General features: G+C 56.6%; 14 protein-coding genes. 8 read left to right on the top strand and 6 right to left on the bottom strand.

What is annotated here, in order from left to right; translation table 11 throughout:
* The first annotated feature begins 131 nt into the window (after positions 1–131).
* Positions 132–581 carry a hypothetical protein gene (locus ACQ7C1_RS07490; protein ID WP_430957828.1) on the top strand — a complete coding sequence of 150 codons (450 nt, stop codon included), beginning with the start codon at positions 132–134 and terminating at the stop codon, positions 579–581.
* A 172-nt stretch (positions 582–753) separates the two neighbouring features.
* Here the strand turns inward: ACQ7C1_RS07490 and ACQ7C1_RS07485 are convergent, their stop codons facing one another.
* A complete protein-coding gene (locus ACQ7C1_RS07485; RefSeq protein ID WP_430957877.1) occupies positions 754–2,052 on the bottom strand; it encodes an ImmA/IrrE family metallo-endopeptidase in 1,299 nt (432 codons plus the stop codon).
* A gap of 226 nt (positions 2,053–2,278) precedes the next feature.
* Between ACQ7C1_RS07485 and ACQ7C1_RS07480 the strand changes: the two genes are divergently transcribed.
* From ACQ7C1_RS07480 to ACQ7C1_RS07465, 4 genes are all read left to right on the top strand, one after another.
* Complete coding sequence (locus tag ACQ7C1_RS07480; RefSeq protein ID WP_430957827.1) at positions 2,279–2,692, top strand: hypothetical protein; 414 nt, start codon at positions 2,279–2,281, stop codon at positions 2,690–2,692.
* A gap of 186 nt (positions 2,693–2,878) precedes the next feature.
* Complete coding sequence (locus tag ACQ7C1_RS07475) at positions 2,879–3,637, top strand: hypothetical protein (protein ID WP_430957826.1); 759 nt, start codon at positions 2,879–2,881, stop codon at positions 3,635–3,637.
* 8 nt (positions 3,638–3,645) lie between these two features.
* Positions 3,646–4,752 carry an LAGLIDADG family homing endonuclease gene (locus ACQ7C1_RS07470; protein ID WP_430957825.1) on the top strand — a complete coding sequence of 369 codons (1,107 nt, stop codon included), beginning with the start codon at positions 3,646–3,648 and terminating at the stop codon, positions 4,750–4,752.
* A gap of 718 nt (positions 4,753–5,470) precedes the next feature.
* Positions 5,471–6,484 (top strand): porin, encoded by a 1,014-nt coding sequence (locus ACQ7C1_RS07465; RefSeq protein WP_430957824.1) that lies wholly within the window; start codon positions 5,471–5,473, stop codon positions 6,482–6,484.
* Positions 6,485–6,637: 153 nt separating this feature from the next.
* Here the strand turns inward: ACQ7C1_RS07465 and gmd are convergent, their stop codons facing one another.
* From gmd to ACQ7C1_RS07440, 5 genes are read right to left on the bottom strand one after another with little or no spacing between them, the layout of a single operon-like run.
* The gene (gmd, locus tag ACQ7C1_RS07460) at positions 6,638–7,729 is read right to left on the bottom strand and encodes a GDP-mannose 4,6-dehydratase (RefSeq protein ID WP_430957823.1); all 1,092 of its coding nucleotides are present in this window, start codon (positions 7,727–7,729) and stop codon (positions 6,638–6,640) included.
* A gap of 52 nt (positions 7,730–7,781) precedes the next feature.
* On the bottom strand, positions 7,782–9,989 hold the full coding sequence (locus ACQ7C1_RS07455; RefSeq protein ID WP_430957876.1) for a GumC family protein: 2,208 nt from the start codon (positions 9,987–9,989) through the stop codon (positions 7,782–7,784).
* Positions 9,989–11,131: a glycosyltransferase family 4 protein gene (locus tag ACQ7C1_RS07450; protein WP_183699696.1), complete on the bottom strand. Its 1,143-nt coding sequence runs from the start codon at positions 11,129–11,131 to the stop codon at positions 9,989–9,991. Before ACQ7C1_RS07450 ends, ACQ7C1_RS07455 begins: the two co-directional genes overlap by 1 nt.
* A complete protein-coding gene (locus tag ACQ7C1_RS07445) occupies positions 11,122–12,225 on the bottom strand; it encodes a glycosyltransferase family 4 protein (RefSeq protein ID WP_097601709.1) in 1,104 nt (367 codons plus the stop codon). Before ACQ7C1_RS07445 ends, ACQ7C1_RS07450 begins: the two co-directional genes overlap by 10 nt.
* Positions 12,222–13,172: a glycosyltransferase family 2 protein gene (locus ACQ7C1_RS07440; protein WP_430957822.1), complete on the bottom strand. Its 951-nt coding sequence runs from the start codon at positions 13,170–13,172 to the stop codon at positions 12,222–12,224. Before ACQ7C1_RS07440 ends, ACQ7C1_RS07445 begins: the two co-directional genes overlap by 4 nt.
* Before the next feature lie 619 nt (positions 13,173–13,791).
* On the opposite strand from ACQ7C1_RS07440, the gene ACQ7C1_RS07435 reads away from it, so the two are divergent.
* From ACQ7C1_RS07435 to ACQ7C1_RS07425, 3 genes are all read left to right on the top strand, one after another.
* Positions 13,792–15,111: an O-antigen ligase family protein gene (locus tag ACQ7C1_RS07435; protein ID WP_430957821.1), complete on the top strand. Its 1,320-nt coding sequence runs from the start codon at positions 13,792–13,794 to the stop codon at positions 15,109–15,111.
* Positions 15,108–17,237 carry a right-handed parallel beta-helix repeat-containing protein gene (locus ACQ7C1_RS07430; protein ID WP_430957820.1) on the top strand — a complete coding sequence of 710 codons (2,130 nt, stop codon included), beginning with the start codon at positions 15,108–15,110 and terminating at the stop codon, positions 17,235–17,237. Before ACQ7C1_RS07435 ends, ACQ7C1_RS07430 begins: the two co-directional genes overlap by 4 nt.
* A 612-nt stretch (positions 17,238–17,849) precedes the next feature.
* A complete protein-coding gene (locus ACQ7C1_RS07425) occupies positions 17,850–18,716 on the top strand; it encodes a WecB/TagA/CpsF family glycosyltransferase (RefSeq protein ID WP_430957819.1) in 867 nt (288 codons plus the stop codon).
* The last annotated feature ends 5 nt before the right edge of the window (positions 18,717–18,721 follow it).

Below are 18,721 nucleotides of genomic sequence, written 5' to 3'. Positions count from 1 at the left end.
TCCCACCGCTTGAAAATCTGCTGGCACGACGGCAATAACGGCGAGCCCATGATCGGCTGTCCACACGATTTTGGTCTCACCTTGCCACCCTCGTTCTTGTCAGTGTTCAACTATGAGGCATTAGAGCAGCGGTGGTGAAAGGACTTCGGAGATGGGAATGGGGAGAGCTCCCCTCATATAATGGCTTCGTTCATCAGGAACGCGTGCGCGGCTGGCAACTACTTCATCTTTTGATCGACAATGGGTGGGCGCAGCGCGGGGCAACCTGTTGCATCTCTGGACAGACGACGCAGCTCAGGCTCCATAGCGAAAATTATTACGACTGGCACCCCTACACTTTGGCCCATTCCATCCATTTGGTCTTGCACGCGCGTTTCAGACAGCCGGTTGCTTGGCGCCGTATTGTCGATCGATATGCGGTCACAGGCGAGGAATGGTTTGCCCGGCTGTCTCTGGTCCCCGTCGAGCTCGCGGGCGAGTTACGGGCCAAACATGGGCCGCAGATTGCCGATATCTTTGCCCGCGCTCCGATCCCTGAAGGCATCAGCGTTCCGAGCCGTCAGATCTGCCGCACGGAGTGAACGGGGATCGGGAACCTAGAACTGTCTGTCTCTTGGAACCCGCTTTCCTCGGACCGGCTCGGATTTAATCTCTGGCTTCAAACATGAAGGGGCTCCCGGTGCTGGCAAGAGGGGCAACTCGCGGCCTCGCTGCCGTGCTTGCAGGTCGGATAGTCTGGTCAAACGGTGCCAGTCAGACCCTTCGAGATGAAGTCAAATCTGAGAGCAGCCCAGACATCGGAGATGCCCCAATACCTCTTCTTCGATCGGTCAATAGCTTCTCTTTTTTAAACTTCACTTCAATAGCTTTCTTCGAAACTGCAAAGTGGGTCGATAGAAGCGAAAGTAGCTCCTCATAGGGTTGGTAATTGCAGGGCTGGTCATCGACAAATATGTATCCATGGCCTCGATCTCTCATGTCTAGATCGCGTCGGAATAGCGCCGTCTTCCATAAGAAATTTTCATCTGGCAGGATAAGTTCGGCTGCGAAGGCATTCGCCTGATACTCGAGACGTTCATAATTGAAGCTGTTGGCTTTTTCGCGGGTGATGAAAAGATCTTTTTCAATGATCGTCTCGGATCGCAGATATCTTTCGTGCTCTAAGCAGAAATGACCAATCTCGTGGCCAATTGTAAAGCGCTCTCGCGTTTCCCGTGTATGGGTGTTTATTTGTATCGTCTTGCGCCCGAAGTTTGCCGAGCCCAAGACGGCGACGCCGTCAGTGTCAAACTTAGCGTGATCAACGAACTGCAAATCGATGGATAGCCTCCGGCAAATGGTTGAAAGGTCCACCGGTCCGGTCTTGTAGTCAGTGAGTTCAAGCACCTTCGCAGCTGAGGCTTTTATTTCACCGAGTGAAAGGAAAGGTACTGATAGACTGCGGCCTTCATTGTTGTGCCGAGCATGGTCTGGCGGCTCAGGATCGAGATTTGTTAAAAGCTCGTGGATCGAGCCGAAGTATTTCCCATCGTGATAGGCGGAAAATTTCAGCGATTTTGTAGGATCATCACTTCGGAAAATTTGAGAGCGGACGAAACCATGCTCAACGCAAGCCCCCCTGCGGTCGGCGATAATTTCCAGACCAAGCTCATCAAACTTGATAATACCCATTCGTGCATGTCTGGCGACCTTCTCGGCCCCAGACTGCAACCTCGAAGTTACGACGAGAATGCCCTTGACCGCATGCGGAAACATGCGACCAATTTTCGATGAGAAGTCATTTACGTGAACTTCGGAGATGTTCGCATCGTGGTTTTTGCACTCGAAAATGACATAGAGGTGAGGAGTATCTCTCCCAGTCCGATAGAGCTCTAAAACAATATCGAATTCGACATCCGCCTCTCGTTCTCGACAGTAATAACTTTTCTTCCTCTGAATTCTGCAGTTCCCCGGTGGGTACGCTCCAAACACGAGTTCTCCACGATCTTGTTGATCCACGAGATATTGATGGAAAGCGTCCTCCAGCCGGTCGCCTTTGCTTGTCGAACTCACCATTCGCCTCGACGCTGGAATTTTCAAAAACCATCTTCATTCTAGAGCGAAAACAGGTTTCGAGAAGCTAATATTCTAGGAAAATTGCATTCGTAAACAGTTTATCGCGCGAAAGATTGGGTTCTGCCAGAACTAACAGTTTTGCCGCCGGTGGCCGGGGTTGAGAAAACGGAACTGTTCTTGTAGCAAATTATGCTCATGAGTGTCGAAAGCGCCGGGGGATCATGTGCTTCCAATTTCATGCGAGAATGCGCGCGTAATCTTTGACAATATTTGCCGTAGCATAGACGGCAAGAAGGCCTCAGCTTGGACATCTCAGGCAGCTCCCTTCCTCGACTTAGAGACCATCGAGGCGTGGGCACAGGAAGCGAACAACGCCAAGAACGAAACGTCACGCACGGACGCGTTTCTATTTGGTTACACGCTTTTCACGGGCGGCAGGATACCAATGAAAGGCATCCAGTTTAGTGACGGGTACGTTAGGCCAGATGCGTGGGTTGTTGGAGCATTGCTAAAAACAGACCGGATTTTTTTCGATCCATCAGCCAAAATGTTCGAACTCACGGAACATGGGTGGGAGCGATTGTCCGGGCTCTCGAAAGAATTTGGGCATATTATTTATCAGGAAGGTGGAAGATAAGCCATTAGCTTCCCGCTGTGGAAGCAATTGCTGCGATTGATAAGAGGTATCTTTCCAAACTTGAGGCCGCACATATCCGCTGTCCCGCTGTCATCCCAATCTGCAACATGTTGCAAGGACGGTAATGTCGCATCAGTCACAGTCACTCCTAACGCAAACGCTCTTCCATCGTTTAGCATTGTAAAGATGGCCATCGAGAAGATCGAGACCATGGCCTTCCAGCGTCGTCGCAATGAAGTGCTGATCCTCGAAATCTCATCCGTCCGCGAAAAGGGCCGTCCGATCATGGGCATGCAGGGCCGTCCCGCTTCCGGTCCCGGCCCGCTCATGGGCGCTATCGCCTCCATCGCCAAGCTTCGCGATGCTGGCATGCAGCCGTGGCGCGCTGCCATGTACGCCGACCACTACGCCGACGAGTGCGTGCTCGTAGGCGGTGCCCGCCGTGCCGCTCGCATGGCGACGAAGCACTGGAAAGACAAGACCATCTTCGGCTTCATCGACCTGAAGCGCGGTGGCTTCCTCTGGTCCTCGAACAACTCAGTGGCTATCGATGACGAGTTCCGCGAGCGCGTCACCAAGGTCGTCAAGCTCATCGGCTCGCAGGACGCCCCCGGCTCTGTCGGCTATGCAACGATCCTTCGCGCTTCCGGTCAGATCGATGAATGGGACTTGCACGCCTACAAGGTTCTCTGCGAACTGGCGAAGGCCGCATACCACGACAAGACCGGCGAGCCCGGCCTCATCAACGTGGACAAGCTCACCCAGAAGAATGAGGGCGTTGCCTCCTACGTCGATGGCCTTTATGCCGAGGGCAACAAGTACGCTCCCGACGAAGACACCCGCAGGCTGATGGTCGAGATCGCAGAGGTGGTCATCACTCTCCGCTACACGATGATCACCAACCCATGCGGGGATCAAGCTATCCTCGTTTCCGAACTAGTTTAGGCAGTCAAATGGCCGTTGCCGCTGAAACATACATAACGACTACCCTGGGACCAAGGCGAGCTTCTAGCCTCATCGAGGCGTTCAGGGTTCATTCCGCTGATCTGGAGGTCACTCATCAGGCACTACGAGAAATTGAGGTTCCCTCATTGTTGAGAGTTGCCACCGATCGTGGCTACGAGATCACCCTTAGCCCCGATCAGGAGGTGCTTGTTGAGGTCGCAAGAGGCAGAGTGTCCGGAGGAGCTTCCGTAGGTCAAAAGGCATGGGTGCCAGCAAATTCGATAGGGGCGGGAACGGTGCTGGTGATGGCCAACAACCGGGATGCGATAAGTGAAATCAGCTCAAAAGATTTTGAGCGGGGCTGGTTGCTTGGGCAGGTAACAGGCAATGGCGGGCATAACCCACATAACAGTAGCGGCACGTATCTGCGGTTTTGGATGCCACATCATGCAGACCTAGCGGATCGCGCCGACCGTATCATACGCACCATGGGAGTTAGCAAAACCTATTCCGGCGGAGCCTACAATGATTTCCACCGCACACTCTCCATTCAGACAAGAGCGCTTGAGGATTTCGCCGCGCAGTTTCTGGAAAGCCAGACCAAGTTGATTAAGCCCCAACTTATCGAAGGGAATGCGTCTCTGGTCCGAGGGTTTCTGAGGGGTTTTTTTGATGCCGACGGAACTGTCGCTGGCAACAGGGAAAAGGGTCAATCCGTGCGCCTTAATCAATCTTCTCGGCCAAATTTGATAGCCGTTCAACGAATGCTTCTTCGTTTTGGGATTGCCTCAACCATTTACCTGCGCAGGAAAGCGGGAACCTCGCGGCTTCCGAACTCAAAGCGTGAGTACCGGGACTATCAGACGAAAGCGAACTACGAATTAATCATAAGCAAAGACAATATCGGTGTTTTCGAACACACGATCGGCTTCGAAGACAGTGAAAAGAAGGCGCGTCTGGCAGAATTCACGCGCACATCCGCGAGGAAGCCCTACGCGGAACGGTTCACCGCCAACGTGACTGCGATTGAAGCCATTGCACTACAGAGGGCTTATGAAGCGATCGGTCAGCGCAAGTCCGAAGTCGACGCCCACGGATTTCGGATAAGGCTGTGACCTCTGCTCACCTCCTTAGTGACCTCTGTTGCGTGCTCGCTGCGCTCGGGCTATTGCTACACATCACTGCTACACAAACCGAGCAGCGCGACGAGATAAAGACAGAGATTGCGGGGGTGCCGGGGATGTGAAGGGTTTTCCCATCTTCTCCGCCACTTTGATTTCCACCGCGTGTCTCTGGTCTCAACTTCCGTCGGCGAAACACGGCCGCTTAATCGGCTATCCCTGCCAGTCGCGGCAAGGGAGAATCGCTTCGAAGAGAGAGAATCGCTGGCGGGAATCAGGTCCCGCGCTTCAGCCCTCAGGCGGCAGCGAGAGCGGATCGGTGAACGTCCGGTTACGCTTTCGGAACTGCCATTTCTCCCGCAATAGCCCGAACTTGTCAAAAACGTGTCGCAAATGCGTCGGAAGAAGCATGTCCAGCTCTTTGTCGACTTCGGCTAAGCAGCGGCAAAATCAGGCTTTTCTTAACAAAGCATAAAGGAAATCGGGGCCGGTTGCCCGACTTGTGTCCTTTCGGCAACAGAATTTCGGGAAGGCTCCCGCAAACCACCCATTCGAGTAAGTTGGTGATTGCGTGACGGCCGCCGTCTTGTATTTTCACCCTCGGAAGCAAGGGCGACGGATCGTCCACTTCTTAAAACACGGGGATGGGGCAGGGAACGCTGCTCAGCGAAAGATCCCAAACCCGATCGAAACTTTGAATTGGAGGTCATTTATGAACATCAAGAGCCTACTTCTCGGCTCCGCTGCTGCTCTCGCAGTAGTTTCCGGTGCTCAGGCTGCTGACGCTATTGTTGCTGCCGAGCCGGAACCGGTTGAATATGTTCGCGTCTGCGACGCTTACGGCACCGGCTACTTCTACATCCCGGGCACCGAAACCTGCCTCAAGATCAACGGCTACATCCGTTTCCAGGTCAACGTTGGCGACCAGCCGGGTGGTGATAACGACTCTGATTGGGATGCAGTTACCCGCGGCCAGGTTCAGTTCACGGCCAAGAGCGACACCGAGTATGGTCCGCTGACCGGCGTCATCGTCATGCAGTTCAATGCTGACAACGCTACCGACCAGAGCGCCAAGCTCGACTCCGCTTACCTCGACATCGCAGGCTTCCGCGCTGGTCTGTTCTACAGCTGGTGGGACGATGGTCTCTCGGGCGAAACCGACGATATCGGTTCTCCGGTCACGCTGCATAACTCCATCCGTTATCAGTATGAAACCGACGCCTTCTACGCTGGTATCAGCGTCGACGAACTGGAAGACGGCTTCTTCAAGTCTGACGAAGATCCGAACAACGTCGGCGTTGCCGTCGGCCTCGGTGGCAAGGGTGGTATCTTCAGCTACCAGATCACTGCCGGCTACGACGTCGACAACGAAGAAGGCGCCGTCCGCGCTATGGGTACGGTTGACATCGGTCCCGGCACGCTCGGCCTCGCAGCCGTCTACGCCACCGGCCCGAGCTCCTACTACACCGCAGCTGAATGGGCTATCGCTGCCGAATACGCTATCAAGGCAACCGACAAGCTCAAGATCACCCCCGGCGTCCAGTACTACAGCGACTACGGTGTTGACGGCAACGACTTCGCCGACGGCGATGCCTGGAAGGTTGGTCTGACGGTTGATTACCAGATCGTCGACAACTTCTACGCCAAGGCTTCGGTTCAGTACCTCGATCCGGAAGACGGCGACGACTCCACCTCGGGCTACTTCCGCCTGCAGCGTTCGTTCTAATCTGGTCTGACTTCGGTCGATCAGGAAAGCCCGGCTCTCGAGCCGGGCTTTTTGCCTTGTGCAGGGTGGTGTTTGAATCTCCCGGCCCTTGGAAGCGAGACGATAGCACGATCGCGGAGCCCGCCACGCCGCGGTGGCTGGCGACAGATCACCTCAGGCATAGGCAAAACCCTTGGTTACACTCACCGCCGGAACATTTCGTGCCATGACTTTCAGATCCTCGCGGACCATCTCCGTAACCAGCTGATCAAGACTGGTCTCGTGTTTCCAACCAAGCTTCGTATGCGCCTTCGTCGGATCGCCGATTAGAAGGTCAACTTCAGTCGGGCGGAAATAAGCCGGATCAATCTCCACCACGCACCGACCGGATGTCTTGTCATACCCCTTTTCCTCGACCCCGTTGCCACGCCAATCAATCGGCATGCCCACCTTGGCAAAGGCTTTGTCGACAAAGGAGCGAACCGAGTGCGTTTCGCCGGTTGCAAGGACATAGTCCTCCGGTTCGTCCTGCTGCAGCATGAGCCACATCCCACGGACATATTCTCGCGCATGTCCCCAGTCGCGCTGTGCATCCAAATTGCCGAGATAGAGCCTCTCCTGCAGTCCAAGATGGATCGCAGCCGCCGCCCGGGTGATCTTACGGGTCACGAAGGTCTCGCCGCGGATCGGACTTTCATGATTGAACAAGATGCCGTTCGAGGCGTGCATGCCATATGCCTCGCGATAGTTGACCACGATCCAATAGGCGTAGAGCTTGGCCGCTGCGTAGGGTGATCGAGGGTAGAAAGGCGTCGTTTCGCTTTGCGGAACTTCCTGAACTTTGCCGTAGAGTTCCGAGGTGGACGCTTGATAGAAGCGCGTCTTCCTGGTCAGTCCCAGGAGGCGAATTGCTTCAAGCAGCCGAAGTGTGCCGGTTCCATCCGCGTTGGCCGTATATTCCGGCGTCTCGAAAGAGACTTGAACATGGCTCTGTGCTGCGAGGTTATAGATCTCGTCCGGCTGCGTTTCCTGAATGACACGGATGAGATTCGTTGAATCGGTCATGTCCCCGAAATGCAAGATGAACCGGGGATTCTCGACATGCGGATCCTCGTATAGATGCTCGATGCGGCTGGTGTTGAAGGACGATGAGCGTCGCTTGAGGCCGTGAACAATATAGCCCTTCTCCAGGAGAAACTCGGCCAGATACGCACCGTCCTGACCTGTTATACCCGTAATCAGCGCAACCTTGTTTTTATTCTTCACTACGGTCTCCGTAATTTGTTTCGGCGGAATCAGATGTGAATGCTGTCTCGGTTCAGGTGAATTCGTGGTATTTCCTCAATGATTTCACAAACAATTCCGAATCGCTGAAGTTGTACATGGCGTGTTGTTTCGGATTGACGTTGTTTATGGCAACGCAAAGCTCCGCGTTGCGCACGGTCCTCAGCTGATGTAAGCAAAATTCGACGGCGCGACGGCTCGTCTTACCCCATTTAACCACCACGAGCGTTCGTTCTGCTAAGGCCGTCAGATGCATCGTATCAGCCGAGGCGAGCACGGGTGCGCTGTCGAAGATGACGACTTGGCCCAGCGAGGCGGCCATCGAGACGATGTCAGCCGCATCCGTCATACGGGCGCGCCGATGGAGAGTGGCATTGCCGGCCGGAATGAAGTCGATGCCGCTCGGATGGTGATCGATGATGTCCCGGATTCCAGCCTGTCCACACAGGAATTCGTTCAATCCCTGCTGTAGCTCTGACTTGAAAAACGAGTCGAGATTTCCGTGTCTGAGGTCGCCATCAACAAGCAGCACGGGAATTCCGTTGGCGGCGAGATCGATTGCCAGTGATCTGGCGACAAGCGACTTGCCCTCTCCGCTGTGAGCCGACGTCACGACAATACTGTTAGGCAGCTTTCCACCGTTGGACTGTTTAAGCGAAGTTATGACAGAGCGAATTGCTTCGTCAAACATCCCGTCTTGAATGTACCCAAAGAGCATAGATGGATCCCCCCGGTCCTTCCGTTTCAGGCGCGGGATGAATCCGGCCGGCGCAACGCGAGGCATTCCGGCCATCTGATCGAAGCTGCGGACCGAGTTATCCAGCATCTCGACCACGAAAGCGGCTGTTACCGCGATCGATATCGAAGCCAGGAGGGCGCCGACCAGATAGAAAAGTCGTCCGCGCCCCTGCGGTGCCAGCGGTACTGCCGCCGGTGACAGAACTTCCAGTTCCGCTCCCGGCAGCATGGCTTGCGCAGCCAGGCCACGGCGCTGCTCCTCGAGCTTATCAAGCGCGGTCTGCTCCTTGTCAGCCATGCGCTGCAGTCGCGCCAGCTCCGTTTGCGCCAGGGCAGAGCGAGCGCGTTTCTCATGAGCAGCCGCCAAGGCCGACCGGACCGCGTCGCCTTCATGATCGAGCGCTGCAAGCTTGGAGCGGATGGATTGAAGGTATCGCTCGGCGGCAAGCTTGAGATCGCTGCGGGATTTGAGAATCTTCGCCCGCATATCGATCACGGCTTGGGCCGTGTTGCCATATGTCTCGAGAAGGCGTTCGAGATCTTGCTCCTGCGCACGAAGCTCCCGCTGCATTGCGCCAATGCTGTCGGGAATAACCATATTCTGCAGGGCAAACGAGAGGTCGTCGGCCGCTTCCAGTGCAGCTATCGTTGATCTTGCTTCAGTGCGGCTTTGTTCGATTTTCGTTTGCCGCTCGCCCAGCTCCATTATCGACTTGATCTGTTCAACCTGATCATTGTCATTCGAGACGACGTCCATCGTTTTCTGATACGCGTCGGCGGCATCGCGTGCTGCTGCAGCGCGCTCCTTCTGTTCGGCGATACGCTGCAGAAGCCATTCTTCTGCCGCGTCCAGGCGCCCCCGCAGACCGTCCTTCCGCTCTTCGAGATAGATGCTGATGAGTCGGTTCGGGACCGAGGCCGCCAGTTGGGGGTCGCTCGCATCGAATCCGATCTGAATAACGTCACCCTGGCCATCGCGCCATACGCGCAATGCCTTGTAGTATTTCGGGATGATCGGCTCGATGCTGTTTTGTATCGGCCGGGATTGTTTTTCATTGTCAACCAGACCGCGCAGCATTCCTTGGATCCTGTCGATAAACGACCTCTCCCGCAGCGCCGGATTGAATTCGGCCCACTGATCGAGACGCACGTCGCGGATTACCCGCTCTGCAATGCTTCTCGAAAGAAGCCGTTCGGTCTCCGATGTGGCGTCCAGCGGATCGTTGCGGCCGGATTCCTCCGGGCCGAGTTTCGTCGCCAGAGGCGTGTGGATAATCAGCCGGGACTCGGCATGAAAACTCGGCTTCAATCCCGAAACCATCATTGCGGCGATCGCCATAAACAGCGTGATGATAGCCACGATCATCACCATCCTTCGCCGGATAAGACGCAAGCCCGAAGTGAGGTCAAAGTCGTCCGACCTGGTTTCTACCTGAAACCGGGGATCGTAGCGCATCGACGATAGCGAGGTGTTGCGGTCTGGCGGGATAGTTGAAATGGTCATCATTCACCAACCGACGTTTGAGGTTGCGCGGAGACGGCGTCATAGAGTTTTTCCAGCGATCGCATGTAGGCCTTCATACTGAACTGATTGAGATAATGAGCCCGGGCCTTGGCTGAGAGGCGGTTGCGGATTTCCGGATCGCTGACGAGTTTCGCCAGCGCCGCAGCCAGGGCATCCTGGTCTCCGACAGGCACGAAGACGCCCGTTTCACCGTCGGAGATGACTTCGCCATGCGCGCCGACGCGCGTGGTAACGACCGCAAGCCCGTGGGCGAGCCCTTCGACCACAGCCATTGCCAAGCCCTCGGCATGCGAAGGTAGGACCAGGATATCTGCCCGTGCACACAAAGCTTGCGCCTCGTCGGCGCCGAGCCAGCCCGGCATTTTCACTAGATCTGAAAGGCCCAAGGCTGCGGCTTGGCGTCGGTAGTCTTCCACAGGTCCGTCGCCGGCCAGCACGGCCCGCCACTGGAGCGCCTTCATAATCGGATGACTTAAGGCAAGCAGAAGCTCCCCAACGCCCTTGCGTTCGCTCAGTCGGCCGAGAAAGACGATCAAGGGCATCTTGCCGACGTGAACACTGCGCGCCCCGGGATCGGGAACACAATTACGGATGACGGCCACGCGGCGCTCGTCTACGCCCAGAAGCGTCGTTAGCGTCATGCGGTCGCGCTGTCCCAGCGCTACGACCTGGTCGGCATGTTGGAACATCCGGCGTATGAGCATTTGTTGCCGTGGCGAGCGTGCGGCAAAGTCACTCGCATAATCGTAATCGTGCAGGTGTAATATATGAGAGCACCCGAGGAAGCGGGCAGCCTCAGTAAGGATCAGTTTTCTTGCGGTGCTGCCGCGACCGGCGATATGGATATGGTGAATGCGTGTCGGAGCAATTATCCGATCCTTGGCCATCATCAGGATGGCGCCGAGCAGGCGCATCGGCGACGTAACCAGGGACCAGCGAGGCCCTCTGGTGTCGGTGACGAGGTGCTTTTCGCCAGCCTCCTTCGCCGTGCTTGATATATAACCGACCAGCCTGCCAATTCCGCCGCCGTTCTCGCAACCACCCGGGACATAGTGGCGCACGGTTGCTGCGGCATTCCGCACCGCTATCCGATTCCCCTCCGTGAGCGTCGTCATTCGCATGCTCCGACCACCTCACGATAAACGGCCGCAGCCTGCGCCCCGACCTGTTCAGGCGAATTAGGACCTCTGGCCCAGGCGAGCGCGCTGGTTCCGAAGCTGCTTCTCAGTTCGTTGTTATCTGCTAGTGTTCGGATGGCGCTGGCGAGCTGTTCGACGTCCCCTGGCCGAACCACCATTCCCAGTCCGTTCGGCAGAACGGTGGCGCGCAATTCGCCGACATCGGTCACGATGACCGGTTTGCCAAATGCCGCGGCAAGGTTGAGTACACCGCTCTGCGAGGCTTCCGTGTAGGGAAGAACAACGATATCGGCGTCCAGAAAAAGCTGGGCGACCTCCATATCCTCGATAAAGTGGTTGCGAATATCATAGCGGCCGGCTTCGCCCATAAGAGGTTGGAAGATCCAGGGATCATCGCCGCGGCCGGCGACCGTGATCCGCAGATTGGGGAGCTGGTCCTTCAGCATCGCCTCGGCACGGATCAGTTGCTCCAACCCCTTATAAGCAAAAATCCGCCCGAAAAGCAGGACGCGCAAGGTTCCATCTGCGTGGCGCCGCGTCATCTTGTGCTGTCGAGCAAGTTCCGCGTAGCGATGAATGGCCGGATGCGACAGGACATGGACGCACTCGGGCGATTTTGAATATCGCTCGAGAACCATTCGTTTCAGCCCCTCGCCATGGACGACGACATGGCCCGATTGCCGCACGATCAAGCGCGGAGCCCAGGCCGGCAGCGTTCGGGTGTCGGAATCGCCGGGATGCACGTCAACATCATGGACGGTCGTCACGAGCGGGATCGGCCGCCAGAATGGCGCAGCAAAGTTCAGCCAGAGCGTGGAATTGCTCAGAAGGTGAATGACATTCGGCCGCTCGTGCCGGATGAGACGCGTGAGTTGGTGTAGGAACCAGGGATTGGAGAGCGAGCGGTGCCGTGGCCAGTCCAAAAGGTGCAGATCGACCGCCGGGTCGAAAGAGGAGACAAGGTTGGCGTAGCGCCGACGCGGGACTGCGAGCACGACTTGCAGGTGTTGCGCCACACCACTGGCGAAGGAGATTGTGTAGTCTTCGAGTTCGGAAACCAGCATCAGCGCCTTCATCGTGCTGACTCCGACAAGCTAACCGCCTGACCGCGTCGAGGAAGGTCGCGGGCTGTCCGCAATGCCTCACGCATACGCCTCAGCAAGTTTGGTTCTCCGGCGAAAAAAAGACCTTCCGCGGCAAGTCTGAACCGGGTGCGTGCATCTGCGCCCTCCAGCCTGGCTGAGGCGACCCGATACGGAAAGTGATCGGTCAGACGCAGCCTTCCGGCTAAACCGTGCGCGGAAAGAAACTGGTTCGTCGCGTCAACGACAGTCCGCCAATGGGCCATCCGCTTTCGCAGCATGGCGGCGTCATCGACTGGCCGATACCAGTTATTGTTGTGAATCCGGTAGAATCCGAGTGAATCCGACAGGGCGACAACATCCCCCAGAAATGGGTAGAGGCCCGTGAGCCAGGCATCGGCGGAAATGTGGAACTGCTCGGGAATATCTCCTGCCGCATCCCAGGCGCTGCGTCTTACAGCGATGGCTGACGTCAGTGGGAAGGGCCACCAGCCAGCCGATCTCGCAAGCCGCGACGACAAATCTCCCGAACACAAGGTCCGAGGAATTGGCTTGAAAGCTATTGAGCCATCGGTCTGCGTTGGCTGAAGTCGGTGATAAACAAGCGATGCATGAGGATTCGACTGGAACGCAGCGGCTGTTGCCGACAGCTTGCCAGGCGCCCACCAGTCATCGGCATCGAGAAAACAGAGGATGTCGCCACTGCTTGCTTTCACAGCGGCATTAATGGCGGCGGCCTGTCCCTGGTTCTCCTGGAAGAGCACCTTCACCTGCTTCTCATAACCTTCGAGAACCGAGCGCGACTGATCGCTCGAGCCGTCATCGACGACGATGATCTCGGCATCAGACGCTCTTTGGCGCAAGGCGCTGTCGATCGCCCGAGGAAGAAAACAACCATAGTTGTAGTTGTTGATGAGGACGCTGATCGTCGGTCGCTCCATGACACCCCCTCTCAAGCGCGTTGCTGCGCGACACATCGGTACGCCGGAGCTGCGAATGCTCGTTCGTTCGGCAACGCGAATTGATGGAAAGAAATGAGAGGCGGACAGGGATCATTCTGCGCGATCAGGCCTTCGCCCTGAGCTCGTAGGATCACCACCGCAACGCGTGACGCTTCCGTTATAGTGCATACGAAACCAGGACCATGACGCAGAACCATAAGAATCCCAACCCTTCCAAGCGTCACCTGCCAACAGCCAGCTGCGCCAGAATTATTGCCTCGCTTCACCACCAACTGCAGCTCAGCGCGATCTTCGCGGTATGTTTTCATAGCCAAGCTACCGGCGATTGGTCACGGGTGACATCTGCTCTTATGGGCAATGCCGTTGGTCCAAGCACCAACTTTTTGGGGGAGGGGTAGGCCGTGAGCTTTAACCCAACCAACGTCCTTGGACGGTGGGTATGCGCGTTAGGCTTAGCTGCGCCTTCGTTTGCGTCAGTTGACTGGGGAGGTGGCGGGATGTTCGTTGGTAAGCAGCGCAGCTGTGAAAGGGGACCCATGTCTTTCCAAATTGCCGCGATCAAAAGCCTCTCATCTGTCCAGGCAAATCGGGACCGATAATGAGAGCCGATACGCTTAGAGCCGCGAATGGGCCGACCGTCAGTTGGCGAGCGATAGAGTGCTGGGGCGCGGGCTTCTGCCTTTTCCTTCAGACGGGCGCCCTTTTCCCGCTCATGCTGGCGGACGCCGACGGATCCCTTGGCGATCACGCCAGGTCTATATTGCGTCTGCTTTGTCTACCCGTATACGGCTTTACATTGTTGATGCTGGTACGGAATTTTCCGCACTTTCTAACGGCGCTCAAGCGAAATTGGTTTGTCCCCATGATAGTCGCCATGCCGTTTGTGTCCGTCTTCTGGTCGGTGGGCCCATCAACGACATTCAGGCGCGCTATCGGCCTGCTCTTTACGGTGCTTCTGGCTTACGTGCTGGCGATACGCTTCACACCACGGCAGTTGCTTCTGCTGGCATTTGCCACCTTCGGAACATGCATAGTCCTCAGCCTGCTGGTCTTCGTGGCGTCGCCGGGTCTCGCTCGCATGCCGATGGACGGCGCCGTGCGTGGCATATTCATCCATAAGAACAGTCTCGGTTGGTATGCCGCGATGATGATACTGGTGTCAACGGCCGTTTTAATGGACGGTAGCCGGGGTTTACGGCGAACCGCTTTGCTTTTCTTGATCGCGGCTGGGGCCTGTCTCATGGGCTCCGGATCGATGACCGCGATCATTGCGACGGTATCGGCCTATTGCTTGATAGGGTTCTATTCCCTGTTGCGGCGGATCGGTGGCATCAGCCGCATCGTCCTCATCCTGTTTTTTGTCCAAATGTTCATGGGGCTCCTCCTTTTGCTTCACGAATTCCTGGTTCCATTCCTGGAGGCGCTTGGCAAGGATGCCACTTTGACGGGCCGAGTGCCCTTGTGGGAACTGGTCGATGGTCAGATTGCCGATCATCTGCTGCTCGGCTTCGGCTACCAGGCCTTTTGGACAGAGGCGAACCCCGAGGCCTGGATTATCTGGTCGAAGATCCAATGGATGGCTCCCCACGCCCATAGCGGATTCCGCGATACACTGCTGAACTTCGGAATAAGCGGAATGATTTTGTTCACTCTGATGCTTCTACAGGCATTGCGCCAAGGGGCGATCCTCCAATGCCGGGACCCGCACTATTGCTGGCTCTGGCTGAATGTCTTCACAGTCGTCATTTTGGTGATGAACATGACCGAGACCATCTTCCTGATCCAGAATGACGCGATTTTCGTTCTGTTTATGTCGGGCATCATCATGTTCTCTCTATACGAGCCCGTTGTTTCAACGAGTCCCGGCCAGAAAATGCGGGCATCGGCGCGCAGAAAAACGGCGGAGCTGCAGACTTGAGACTGCATTTCGCACCGATCTTGAGCATTCTGTTTGCGACGCTCTTTCCGCAGCCGAGCAACCTGGCCTCAGTGACCTCGGACGCAGATGCGCCCGATAAGCTGCAGACGGCGCTTAGGGAAGCGACTTGCGCGGAGGCGTCGCCGGCGACCTTTTCCGACAGGCTGAAGGGGACTTCACTGAGCAATGTACCAACGGGCACATCTGCGGCCCGGGCGGTATTCTATGTTTCTCCTGATGGCAAGGACGGTTGGAGTGGGCGTCTTCCCAAACCCAATCCTCAGCATACCGACGGTCCTTTTGTCAGTATCGAGAGAGCTCAGGATGCTGCGCGCAAGAAGGGCGGCGAAAACACGATCGCGTTGGGCGGCGGCGACTATTATCTCTCTGAACCGATAGTCTTCGACGCGCGCGACGCGGGTCTGGTCATCACGGCGAGGTGCAACGAAGCGCCGGTTCTGCACGGCGGCCCGCTTGTACGCAATTGGACGGCACAGGCCGATGGCCGCTGGACGGCATCACTGAAGCTGCCTCCAGGCAGGGCCGTGGGCGACCTTTTCGTCAAGGGCGCGCTGCAGACGCAGGCACGCTTTCCCAACGCCCCGTTTGATGGAGATCCGCGCAAAGGATGGCTTTTTGCGGCCAAGTGCACAGAGGATGACGACATATGGCATGGCAATACGCGCTTTTGCTTCCATGCCGGCGATCTTCCGATCTCGAAAAATACGGCGGGGCTTGTCGCCCATATTGTCGGTGGTTTTAGCCCCGGTAGCCAATGGGGCAGTGACACCCTCCCGGTAGTTTCAATCGACACCGGCAACCGGACCATCAACACCAGAGGCACTGCCTACTTCTTCACCGCGGAAGGCAGCCGCTATTTCCTGGCGGGGGCGGCGGCCCTGCTCGATGCTGCTGGCGAGTGGTGGTATGACCGCGCCAAGGAGCAACTCGTCTATATTCCGACCGATGGATTGCCAATCAGCTCTACGGCTGTGGCCGGCATCCTGCCGACATTCTTCAGGCTGGATGGAGCCGATGGAATGGTTGTATCCGGGCTCCAGTTCAGGGATGGGGATCCGCGCGGCAGCGGCAAGTTCGGTACCGACACCAGGAGCTTCGGTGCCATACGGCTCGACCGGGCGGACGGCGTCCGGCTGCTCGGCAATTCCATCGACAATGTCGGCGTAGGCATCCACGTTTCCGAGAGCAAAGATGTCCTGATTGCCGGTAACGTGATTGCGGATGTGGCCGGCAACGGGATTTATGTCGGCACGACCTATGGCACCTTCCTCAAATCGCACGGTGCGACCATCCTGTCGAACCACATCCATGACATCGGTAGGGTCTATTTCGAAACGGCTGGGATATGGTTCCAGGCTGCCGACAATGTCAGAATTGCTCATAATCTCATCGAAAACGCAGCCCAGTTCGGTATCGCCGGTGGCTCGCTATGGGGAGATCAGGACGCAGTTCATGACGCGATCATCGAACACAACGTGGTCCGCAACGCCAATCAGCAAACGGCAGACGGCGGCGCCATCAAGATGATGGGTGAACAGACCGACCCTTTGAACAGCAGCATTCGCTACAATCTCGTCACCGGAACAGGTCAGCTTATGAACAGGGTCGATGGGACATTCTGGCCCCCTGGATATGAAAATACCAGTGAATGGCCTTCTCCTATCAGTTGGGCGATCTATACGGACGGCAAGGCCAGTGGAGTGCGCATCGAAGGAAATACGCTTTCGGATAATATATCGGCGATCGGCATAAACGGCGGCTGGAGCAACCTGGTGACGGGGAACATCATTACCGGCGGATCTGGGGCTGCCTTTCGCGTCGATGACGGTACGGGCCGGGGGTGGCATCCGCCTTGGGCGGGCCCCAATCGCATCGAGGATAATATCGTGTCGGTCGACAGCGGCAATGGGTTGGCGGCATACATTTACGTGCCTGACCACAAGCTTGGATCGGTGCAATTTGCGCGTAATCGCTACAACGGCAATCTGAACGACAAGAGCTTCAGGATACACCCGGAGATCATGCCTTCGGGAGAGTTTGGCAGTCTAAGCGATCTTCAGAAGGCTGGGATCGACGTAGGCAGCGTAGCGTCGCGCTCCAATTGACAAGAACGGCAACGTGACGGGCTATATCGCTGCTGGCGGGAGTATTGCGCTCCACACGAAGCTCAGACCACTCGCCGGCGGTTGCTCGGCGCAATAGCGCCCCGATCGTGACGCGAAAATGACTACTGCCGGCAAGAGCTATGACGTCATGGCTTCGGCGAGCGTGCCCAGAGCGAAAATTCCAACGGATCCTGCGCCACGACGAATCCTGCGCCGACGCAGGTGCGCGCATCAAGTTCCCGGCGCGGAAGCCTGCTAGGGTTGGTTTGTCGGGCAGTTCTGACGGTTCGTCAGCCCAGTCATCTCGCCTGTTGGGTTAATCATCTCTCCCCCGCTTTATTCGCGCGCAGGTCCGCCCAGGCTTGGCGCGAGAGTGACTATCTTCTACGGCCTTGTGAAGGTCAAACCGCTCTTTCGGGGTCGCACTCATCAAAAAGAGCAACGCGGCAAGCCGTGGGGTACGCCGCCTTACTTCGAATATTGTAACTTATCTCGGCCGAAGGCGTAGGAATATGAAGTGTCTTCTACGTCCAATAGTTGGAACTGAAAGTATGGAGACAATCGCTCTGCCGGCTTATTCTGATGACAGTTTAAATCGCGAAAGCGTAGGTCATGGGAAAGCAACCGACAGACAGAAGCCAAACTTCAGTTCTTAAACAAAAGGACTCCCTGGAATGGACTAATGTTCTTGGTGTTCGCATTTCGGCAGTTAATCTTAAAAGCGCGACCGGTTTTATTCAAAAAGGGATTGAAGACGGCAGGAGGGAATATGTGTGTGTTCGCGACGCACACGGTGTCGTCCGATGTCAAGATGACCCAGAGCTCCGGTCGATACATAACCGGGCATTCCTCGTGACCCCCGACGGCATGCCGTTGGTATGGGCGTTGAAGCGTGCTGGCCATGTGGACAGCGACAGGGTGTACGGACCTGATCTGATGTTGTCTGTTTTCGAGGCCGGTACATCGAAGGGAATACGCCACTTCCTTTATGGCGCAACGCCCGAGACGCTGCAGCACTTGCAGGCGCAGCTTCTCGCGAAATTCCCGGAAGCTGAGATAGCCGGCTCCTATGCACCGCCGTTTCATAAACTGTCACCGCAAGAGGAAGCCGATATTGCGAACCGGCTCAATCGATCCGGCGCCGATATCATCTGGGTGGGGCTGAGCAGCCCCAAGCAGGAACTCTGGATGGCGCGCATGCGTGACCGTCTGGATGCATCGATGCTTATCGGCGTCGGAGCTGCATTCGATTTTCACGCCGGCCTCAAGCGGCAAGCTCCAAGGTTCATTCAAAGAAGCGGCTTCGAATGGGCCTTTCGTCTTTTGTGCGAGCCGCGACGGCTGTGGCGGCGGTATGCCCTCGTCGTGCCGACCTTCATCTCACTGACAGCATTCCAGAGACTGGGGCTTCGGAAGTTTCCGATCGAAGACGAGGTTTTTGGATCGAGTGCGCCAAAAGCAACAGCCGTAAAGGTGTGAAGCGA

Origin of the sequence: Rhizobium sp. Nf11,1 (assembly GCF_050587665.1) — a bacterium.
Lineage (GTDB): Bacteria > Pseudomonadota > Alphaproteobacteria > Rhizobiales > Rhizobiaceae > Rhizobium.
The sequence above is the reverse complement of the archived record's forward strand: the minus strand, read 5'-3'. Positions and strand labels throughout refer to the sequence as shown.

What these genes read in the sequence shown, in the direction of transcription:
- ACQ7C1_RS07475 (WP_430957826.1), top strand. Translation starts at nt 2,879, where the DNA reads ATGGCCATCGAGAAGATCGAGACCATGGCCTTCCAGCGTCGTCGCAAT.
- ACQ7C1_RS07470 (WP_430957825.1), top strand. Translation starts at nt 3,646, where the DNA reads ATGGCCGTTGCCGCTGAAACATACATAACGACTACCCTGGGACCAAGG.
- ACQ7C1_RS07465 (WP_430957824.1), top strand. Translation starts at nt 5,471, where the DNA reads ATGAACATCAAGAGCCTACTTCTCGGCTCCGCTGCTGCTCTCGCAGTA.
- ACQ7C1_RS07455 (WP_430957876.1), bottom strand. Translation starts at nt 9,989, where the DNA reads ATGACCATTTCAACTATCCCGCCAGACCGCAACACCTCGCTATCGTCG.
- ACQ7C1_RS07450 (WP_183699696.1), bottom strand. Translation starts at nt 11,131, where the DNA reads ATGCGAATGACGACGCTCACGGAGGGGAATCGGATAGCGGTGCGGAAT.
- ACQ7C1_RS07445 (WP_097601709.1), bottom strand. Translation starts at nt 12,225, where the DNA reads ATGAAGGCGCTGATGCTGGTTTCCGAACTCGAAGACTACACAATCTCC.
- ACQ7C1_RS07440 (WP_430957822.1), bottom strand. Translation starts at nt 13,172, where the DNA reads ATGGAGCGACCGACGATCAGCGTCCTCATCAACAACTACAACTATGGT.
- ACQ7C1_RS07435 (WP_430957821.1), top strand. Translation starts at nt 13,792, where the DNA reads ATGAGAGCCGATACGCTTAGAGCCGCGAATGGGCCGACCGTCAGTTGG.
- ACQ7C1_RS07425 (WP_430957819.1), top strand. Translation starts at nt 17,850, where the DNA reads ATGGGAAAGCAACCGACAGACAGAAGCCAAACTTCAGTTCTTAAACAA.